The sequence below is a fragment of the Sphingomonas sp. genome (assembly GCF_035490575.1).
In the GTDB taxonomy this organism is placed as follows: domain Bacteria; phylum Pseudomonadota; class Alphaproteobacteria; order Sphingomonadales; family Sphingomonadaceae; genus Sphingomonas.
The window spans coordinates 19,110-27,453 of record NZ_DATJLI010000165.1 but is presented as its reverse complement, the minus strand read 5'-3'; the positions used below and the strand labels follow the sequence as shown (position 1 = coordinate 27,453).

The window sequence follows — 8,344 nt, the reverse complement described above, 5'->3', positions numbered from 1 at the left end:
ATGCTGAACGGCACGATGCTGTCGCCCGCGATGCTGGCCGAAGTGCGAACCGCGCAGGAAGGACACCGCACCTGCGGCTGGGAACGCGCCTTTCCCGGCTGGTCGGGGGGCAATGCCTGTTCGGCGGAGACAATCGGCCATACCGGCTTCACCGGCACCGGCCTGTGGATCGACTATAACCGGGGCCTCGCCTGGACGCTGCTGACCAACCGCGTCCACCCCACCCGCCACGCCGACAGCGGTATCTTCACGCTGCGGCCTGAGGTGGGGGACGCGGTGATTGCGGCGTGGGACCGGGTTTAGGGGGTGTTGGTCCACTTCGCGAAATGTGCCGCGCGCGGGCTGTCGTGCTTTTCGACCCGGCCTCGGCTATGTGGCCTGTCCGACAGTCGCCAGAGGAGGCGTTCATGCAGATTGCGGTTCTGACGTTCGAGGGGTTCAACGAACTGGACTCGTTCGTGGCAGCAGCAATTCTAAACCGCATGAAGTCGCATGGCTGGGCGGCGCACATCACGTCGCCGACCGAACAGGTCACGTCCATGAACGGCGTCACCGTTCAGCGTCAAAAGCCGTTGGCGTTCGCAGCCCAAGCTGATGCCATCCTGATCGGCAGCGGCATCAGGACCCGCGAAATCGCGGCCGATTCGGGCTTGCTGGCGCGGATAAGGCTCGACCCGGCCCGCCAGCTTATCGCCGCGCAATGCTCGGGAACATTGGTGCTCGCGAAGCTTGGCCTGATCGGCGATCTCCCCGCCTGCACCGACCTCACCACCAAGCCCTGGGTGATCGAGGCCGGCGTGAAGGTGATCGACGCACCTTTTGTCGCGCACGGCAATGTTGCGACTGCTGGCGGCTGCCTCGCTTCCCAGTATCTCGCAACCTGGATGATCGCTCGCCGCGCTTCGATGCCAGATGCCCGGGAAGCCATGCACTATGTCGCGCCAGTGGGCGAAAAGGCGCTCTATGTGGATCGGGCGATATCCGTCGTTGCGCCGTTCATGCCGCCAAAGGCTGCAGCCGCCGCTTGACCTCTGCCGTGCGGAGGACGGCAGCGTTCGGAAACGGTCGGTTGCGTTGCGGCACGAACCATTGCCACAGGTTATGGGCAGACGCATCGCACGCGCCTGTCGCGCTGGTCTTTTTCCGGTCTATGCTCAGCCCCATGCGCTTTGCCCTGGTCCTGCTCGCCCTGTCCCTGCCCCTCCCGCCTGCCTTCGCGATGCAGGTGTCCTCCACGCCGATGGTCGAACGGGTGCTGGACGCCGGGCCGCCCGGCACCCGCTATGGCCTGCTGGTCACGACGCTGGAGGGGGAGCCGGTGGTGTCGATCGCCCCGGACGAGCGTTTCATCCCCGCATCGAACACCAAGATGTTCACGACCGCCACCGCCTATGCCGATCTGCCCGCGCTCGACCGCGCGGCGCGGGGCACCGGCGTGCGCGTGGAACAGGGCGATGTCATCCTTGAGGGGCATGGCGACGCACGGCTTTCGAGTGCGGCGGATTGCGTGACCAACTGCCTTCAGACGCTGGCCGATGCCGTCGCCGCGCGCACTCGCCGGGTCCGCAACATCGTCGGCGACGACAGCTGGTTCCCCAACGAACGCTGGGGTCCGGGAATGAGCTGGAACAACATCCAGTCGCGTTACGGGACCGGCATTTCAGCGCTGACGCTGGACGATAACGAAGTGACCGCGTCGGTCACGCCCGCCGCCATCGGCGGGGCCGCAGGGATCGAGGCGTCGCCCTATTACGACATCGACAACCGCGTAACGACCGTCCCTGGCAAGGGCCGCACGATCGTTGCGGATCGCGTGCCGAACAGCCGCACGATCCGCCTGACCGGCACGATCGGGGCAGAGGCACCGGCGGCGACGCTGTATTTCAGCATCGACGATCCCGCGCATTACACCGCATGGCGGATGCGCGACCTGCTGATCGCGCGCGGCGTGAAGGTCAGCGGCGCGGTCATGACGCGCCACCGCCCCTTGTCCCCCGCCGACGATCCGGCCATCCGGGGCGCAGCGCCCGCCCCCCGCCCACCCGCGCCCGACATGCTGGCCGAACTGCCCCCGCTGCCGCTGGCGGAGGACATGCGGATCATCAACAAGCAGAGCCAGAACCTGCACGCCGATCTTATGCTGCGCCGGGTGGCCCGCACGTCGGGCAGCGGCTCGATCGCTGACGGACAGGCCGCGCTGGACCGGGTGATGCGCCAGGCGGGCGTGACCAAGGTCAGCTATACGCTGGCCGACGGGTCGGGCATGTCGTCCTATAACCGCATCACCCCGCGCGCCGCCGTCACACTGCTGAGGTGGATCGCCAACCAACCCTGGGGTGCGGCATGGCGCGAAACGCTGCCGATCGCCGGACAGGACGGCACGCTGCGGAGCCGGTTCAAGGGCACCGTGCTCGAGGGCAGGTTGTTCGCCAAGACCGGCTCGCTCAACGCATCGCGCGCGCTGTCGGGCTATCTGGTGACGAAAAGCGGGCGGACGCTGGTTTTCTCGGCGCTTGCCAACGACATGCCCGACGGCACCGACGCACAGGCCAGTGCCGCCGTCGACCGCGCGCTGGTCGCCCTTGCGAAGGCAATGTAGCGCGCGGTCGGTGCCCGGTTCAGGCGGGCGTGATCTCCATCCGGCGCACCGCGTGCGCGTCCACCGCTTTGCGGCTGAACCACAAGGGCTGCATTTGACCTGCCAGCCAGCGCGGATAGAAATCGGCATAATGCGGCGAACGCGGGTCGGCGGACTGGCCCGGCAGCAGCAGGAACCGGCTGTTGTCCCACGCCCCGACATCGGCGACGAACAGGTAACTCGCGCCATGCGTCACCTGATATCCGCGCCGCGAATTAAGGCCGCGCGCCATCGGCGTATAGCCGTCGCCACCCGAACGCCCACCCTCGATCTTCGGAAAAGCCGATGCGATGGCCGGGATCGACGACAGCGGATGTGACAGGTTGACGCGGTGCAGGTCGCCCCAGCGCCACTGCGCCGGATCGGGACCGGCCGCCGCCAGCGCCTTGTTCCACCCCGCGATCAGCGATCGTTCGATCAGCGCGTCACGCGCCTGTGCGGGCGCCGCGCCCAGCCGCGGGTCGGCGCGTTCCAGCATCCGCAGCATTTCATACAGGTTGACCGCCGGGACGAACGTGCGCGCCGCCTCCGGCACCACCATCTCGCGAAACGCCCTTTGCAGCTCGGGCAGCACCATTTCATACAGCAATGCGGCCGCGCTGTCGGCCTCCAGCCCGCAATCCCACCGCCGCAGCATTGCCGCCGCCGGGGCAGCTTCGGGGGACAAGTTCACCGGCAGCATCCGGACCAGGGCGCGCGCGGGCAACGACTGCACATCGTGCTGAAGCGCGATGCTGTCCTCGATCCGGTGGCGCGGCTGGTCGCGCAGCACCTCGGAAATGCGGTTGTATCGGAACGGATCGCTCCAGTCGAAGCTGATGACCTTTTCGCCGTAAGGATAATCGGCGGGCAGGTTCATCTGGTTGGCCGACGCGAACCACCCTTCCGCGGGGTTATAGGCACTCGGCATCTCGGTGACGGGCAACAGGCCGGTCCAGTCGAAATCGCCGTCGCCGGGCGCAGGGAACAGCCCGTCATGCTTTGGCCGGACGGGCGTGAAGCCGATCGTCTGCCAGCCGGTATTGCCGTCGACATCGGCGTAATGGAAATTGGTCGGCGACGAATGGATGCGGAACGCCTCGCGCAGCGAAACCCAGTCCTTCGCCAGATTGATCGCGATGATCGCGAACCGCATCGTCGCGCCCGGCAACATGCCCACCGTGGCAAAGGCCGTTGCACGTTGGCGCGCGGCGTCCTGCGCCACGATCGGCCGCCCGTCCGCATAGCGCAGCGTCACGCGCTGGGTGGGGCCGTCCTTGACCGCGATCTCGTCCTCGAACCGCTCGAACCGCTTCCATTGCCCCTTGTGCCAGTAACGTTCGGGATCGTCCGCGCTGGTGCGAAGGATGAACAGGTCGGTCTGGTCGATATGGAAATTGGTGCGACCAAAGGCGAAGCGGTCGGTGTGCCCCTGCATGATGCCGGGCAGGCCGGGGGCGCCGCCGCCGATCACGTCCAGCCCCGGCGCGGTCAGATGCACCACATGGCGCGGGCTGAACCCGCCGATCCCCAGATGCGGATCATTGGCCAGGATCGGCCGTCCCGTCGCGCTGCGCGATGCCGCGATGGTCCAGGCATTGCTGCCCCGCGCGAACCGGTCGGCGCGCCGTTCGGCCAGGTCGCTCGGCACCTCGTGGATCGAATCGAACGGCACGGGGCGATTGGCGGGATCGAGCACGCCCAGATCGGCCTCGCTTACGCCTGCGACATCCAGCCCGTCGGGCACGGTAAAGCGCCATGCCGGGCGCAGCGGCGCCATCAGCGCGTCGAGGTCGAGCAGCCCCGCGGCGTGCATCCGCGCGCGCCGCACCTCGTCATCGGCATCGCCCATGCCCAGCCCGCGATTGCGCGCCAGCGAACGCACGTCCCAGCGCAGCGGCCTGATGCCCAGCATCGCATATTCGGGCGGCAATTGCGCCGGATCGGCCTCAAGCTCGGCGATGCGCGCGTTGACGCCCGCGACATAGCCCTCGGCGCATTCCAGCACGCCGTCAGGCAGATTGGCCAGCTCGGCATCGATATCGCCGCGATAATGAAACAGCCGCGCGGCCTTGTCCGCCGCGACGAAATCGGCGCCGAACGCCTCGGCCAACCGGCCCATGTCACGGCGATAATCGAGGTCGATCTGAAACAGCCGGTCGCGCGCCACCAGATAGCCCTGACCGAAATAAGCGTCGTGCAGCGAGGCTGCGCGCACATGCGGCACGCCCAGTTCGTCCTCGACGATTTCGATGGCCGCTTTGGCGCCCCGGCCGCGAATTCGGGTAGTGCCGCCCCTCGCCCCCTGCCGGGCGATCAGGCAACCCGGCAGGGCCATTGCGGCAACCGTGGCCAGAAGCAACGCGCGGCGCTGGATCAAGTCCGCCTCCTTCGTCTGTTGGATCAGGCCCCACGGCTAGCGCAGGATCACCGTCGCGGCGTATAGCAAGCCGACCACCACCCATAACTGCGGGCTATCCATCCGGCACCGGCCGAACTGCCATTCCTTCAGGCTATACCTCTACACGATCAAAGTAATACCACATCTATTGACCGCCGGTGGTGGCCCTGTAACCTGATCGTAATGGAACCGGCTTTCGCTCGCGGTCAAGCGGGATCGGCCGGGACCAGAGCGACGGCACGCCGGGGCCGATACAGGCGAGGATCAAGTCGCCCCGCGCGGTCCATCTGGTTGAGAAAAGGGTCGGGCCAGAACGGCGCTCTGACGCCGTGCACGCCATAACAGCGGGCAGCCCGCCCATATATTCGGGGGGTTTAACAAGTGGGTGTTTCCAGGCGCATTCGTCGGTCGGCCGGTCGCCATCACGGCCTCGGCCTCGCCATGACCGCTCTCGCACTGATCCATGGCGCCCCGGCGCTGGCTCAGGATGCGACCATTTCGCAGGAAAGCGGCAATACCAGTGGCGGGGATGACCAGATCGTCGTCACCGGCAGCCGCATCGTTCGCGACGGCTTTCAATCGCCGACGCCGCTGACCATCGTTTCGCAGGAAGCGATCCAGAACCAGTCCCCGACCAACAACATCGCCGATCTGGTCAATCAGTTGCCGGCACTGGCGGGCAGCACCCGTCCGGCCAATTCCCGCCTGGCGATCAGTTCGGGTCTGGCGGGCATCAACACGATGAACCTCCGCAACCTGGGCGAGGTCCGCACGCTGGTGCTGCTCGACGGGCGGCGTTCGGTAGGGTCGACGATCACGGGGCTGGTCGACATCAACACCTTTCCCCAGGCGCTGGTGAAAAATGTCGAGATCGTGACCGGCGGCGCGTCTGCCGCTTATGGGTCGGACGCGGTCGCGGGCGTCGTCAACTATATCCTCGACAAGAAATATGAAGGGTTCAAGGTCAATGCCGACAGCGGTGTGACCGACAAGGGCGATGGCTTCAACTACAGCGTCAATGGCGCCTTCGGGACCAGCTTTGCCGGCGGGCGCGGCCATTTCCTGCTGGCGGGCGAATATGCCCACCGCGACGGCATTTTTCAGGTTGACCGCGACTGGAACCAGCTGGGCTATCGCACGCTCGCCAACCCCGCCTATACCGCGACCAACGGCCAGCCGGCCAATCTGGTGGTGCGCGGCGCGGGCACGTGGAACACGACGCCCGGCGGCATCATCCGGTCGCAGATCGGTGGCGGCAACAGCCTGCGCGCAATCTATTTCGGGCAGGACGGCACACCGGCGCGCTATCAGTTCGGCTCGCTGACCGACGCATCGCAGACGGTCGGCGGCGACTGGGAAATCAACGACACGTCGCGGCGCATCGGCCTGGATGCGACCGATGACCGTCGCGGCGTGTTCGGCCGGGCCAGCTACGAACTGGCCGACTGGATCGAAGTGTTCGGCGAAGCATCGTATAACTGGAACGAAACGCTGTTCAATGCCGGGCCGCAGGCGACGACTTTTACCCTGCAAAGCGACAATGCCTATCTGCAACAGGCGCTGGGCAGCGCGGCGCTGGCCGGTGTCACGTCGGTCACGCTCGGCTCGTCCTCGCTCGACATGCCGTATCGCAAGAACAACAGCAGCCGCGAGGTTCAGCGTTATGCGATCGGCGCGGGCGGCCAGTTCCAGTTGTTCGGCAAGAACGCCGTCTGGGACATTTACGGCCAATATGGCCAGACCGACACGCATGAACAGTTGCGCGACATCATCAATACCGCGGCGCTGGCACTGGCGACCGATGCGGTGTTCGCGCCGGCGGGCAATGCGCTGGGCGTGGCAGCGGGCACGATCGTGTGCCGCTCCAGTCTGACCAGCCCGACCAATGGCTGCCTGCCGTTCAACCGCCTGGGTGTCGGCGTCGGCGATCCGGCGGCGATCGACGCGGTGCTGGGCGACCCGTATCGCAACCAGCAGTTCAAGCAGACGGTGGCGGGCGCCAACCTGTCCGCCACGCCGTTCGCCACCTGGGCCGGTGATGTCAGCCTCGCGATCGGCGGCGAATATCGCAAGGAGGAAGTGTCCGGCTTTGTCCCGACCGAGTTCCAGACGGGCTGGTCGGTCGGCAATTTCCGCCCCACCTTCGGCAGCTACGACGTCAAGGAAGCCTATGTCGAAACCGTCGTTCCGCTCGGGCTGGGCGCGGAGTTCAACGGCGCGGTCCGCGGCACCGATTATTCCACATCGGGCTATGTCACGACCTGGAAGGCGGGCCTGACATGGCAGCCGATCCCCGATATCCGGCTGCGCGGCACGCGCTCGCGCGACATTCGGGCGCCCAACCTGAACGAACTGTTCCAGTCGGGCACGTCGCGCACCAACGTGTTCGGCACCAACGCGTCGGCCTATGGCCAGTTCGCGGGCGCGACCTTCCGTGAGCTGACCACCGGCAATTTGGAGCTGTCACCCGAAGTCGCCGATACGCTGACGCTGGGCGGCGTGCTGCAACCGCGCTTCATCCCCGGCCTGTCGATTTCAGTCGACTGGTTCCGCACCGAAGTGGATGACGCGATCAGCCAGTTCTTTGCCGACGACATTGCCCAGCGCTGCAACGAAGGTATTCAGAGCTTCTGCGCGGCGATCGTCCCCGATCCGCTGGGCGACCGCGACTTTTTCGTGTCGGCCAGCCCCTTCAACTTTGCGCAGGTGACGGTGCGCGGCATGGATTACGCGGTCAACTACACATTGCCGCTGGACCGCGTGTTCAACAATGGCAGCGCCAGCCGCCTGACGCTGAACGGCACGGCCACCAACTATCTGGAAAATCTGGTCGACAACGGCATCTCGATCCCTGTCGACACGGTCGGCCAGAACAGCGGCCAGTCCAGCACGCCCGAATGGATTTTCCGCGCATCGGCCACCTTCGACACGCCCGATTATTCGTTCACGGCGGTGGGACGCGGCGTCAGTTCGGGCACCTACAGCAACACCTATATCGTGTGCAGCACCGGCTGCCCGACCAGCACGGCGGTCAATCCGACGATCAACAGCAACAGCATCGACGGCACTTTCTATACCGACCTGAACTTCACCGCGAAGATGAAGGTCGGGGAAGCCGCCGGGCAGTTTTTCGTCAACGTCACCAACCTGTTCGACGAAGACCCGATCCTGTTGCCCGAAACGGGGCTGTCGGCGAACTCGACGTTCAGCGACCTGCTGGGCCGCAGCTTCCGTTTCGGCGTCCGGTTCAACACCAACTAGGTTGGGTCGCAAGGAAAGGGGGTGGCGGGTCAATGATCCGCCACCCCTTTTTTGTCGGGCGAAGG

General features: G+C 66.1%; 5 protein-coding genes. 4 read left to right on the top strand and 1 reads right to left on the bottom strand.

Going from position 1 to position 8,344, the window contains the following annotated elements; genetic code table 11:
• The 3 genes from VL973_RS12555 to dacB form a co-directional block, all read left to right on the top strand.
• A partial coding sequence (locus tag VL973_RS12555) for a serine hydrolase (RefSeq protein ID WP_325284366.1) occupies positions 1–303 on the top strand: 303 nt, incomplete at its 5' end.
• A 104-nt stretch (positions 304–407) separates the two neighbouring features.
• Positions 408–1,028: a DJ-1/PfpI family protein gene (locus VL973_RS12550; protein WP_325284365.1), complete on the top strand. Its 621-nt coding sequence runs from the start codon at positions 408–410 to the stop codon at positions 1,026–1,028.
• Between the two features lie 134 nt (positions 1,029–1,162).
• On the top strand, positions 1,163–2,599 hold the full coding sequence (gene dacB / locus VL973_RS12545) for a D-alanyl-D-alanine carboxypeptidase/D-alanyl-D-alanine endopeptidase (protein ID WP_325284364.1): 1,437 nt from the start codon (positions 1,163–1,165) through the stop codon (positions 2,597–2,599).
• Between the two features lie 19 nt (positions 2,600–2,618).
• Here dacB and VL973_RS12540 read toward each other — a convergent pair whose 3' ends face one another.
• Positions 2,619–4,997 carry a penicillin acylase family protein gene (locus VL973_RS12540; RefSeq protein WP_325284363.1) on the bottom strand — a complete coding sequence of 793 codons (2,379 nt, stop codon included), beginning with the start codon at positions 4,995–4,997 and terminating at the stop codon, positions 2,619–2,621.
• Between the two features lie 462 nt (positions 4,998–5,459).
• On the opposite strand from VL973_RS12540, the gene VL973_RS12535 reads away from it, so the two are divergent.
• On the top strand, positions 5,460–8,279 hold the full coding sequence (locus VL973_RS12535) for a TonB-dependent receptor plug domain-containing protein (protein ID WP_325284362.1): 2,820 nt from the start codon (positions 5,460–5,462) through the stop codon (positions 8,277–8,279).
• The last annotated feature ends 65 nt before the right edge of the window (positions 8,280–8,344 follow it).

Bases quoted from the DNA above. Each gene is read 5' to 3' on its own strand.
- dacB (WP_325284364.1), top strand. From the start codon at position 1,163: ATGCGCTTTGCCCTGGTCCTGCTCGCCCTGTCCCTGCCCCTCCCGCCT.
- VL973_RS12550 (WP_325284365.1), top strand. From the start codon at position 408: ATGCAGATTGCGGTTCTGACGTTCGAGGGGTTCAACGAACTGGACTCG.
- VL973_RS12535 (WP_325284362.1), top strand. From the start codon at position 5,460: ATGACCGCTCTCGCACTGATCCATGGCGCCCCGGCGCTGGCTCAGGAT.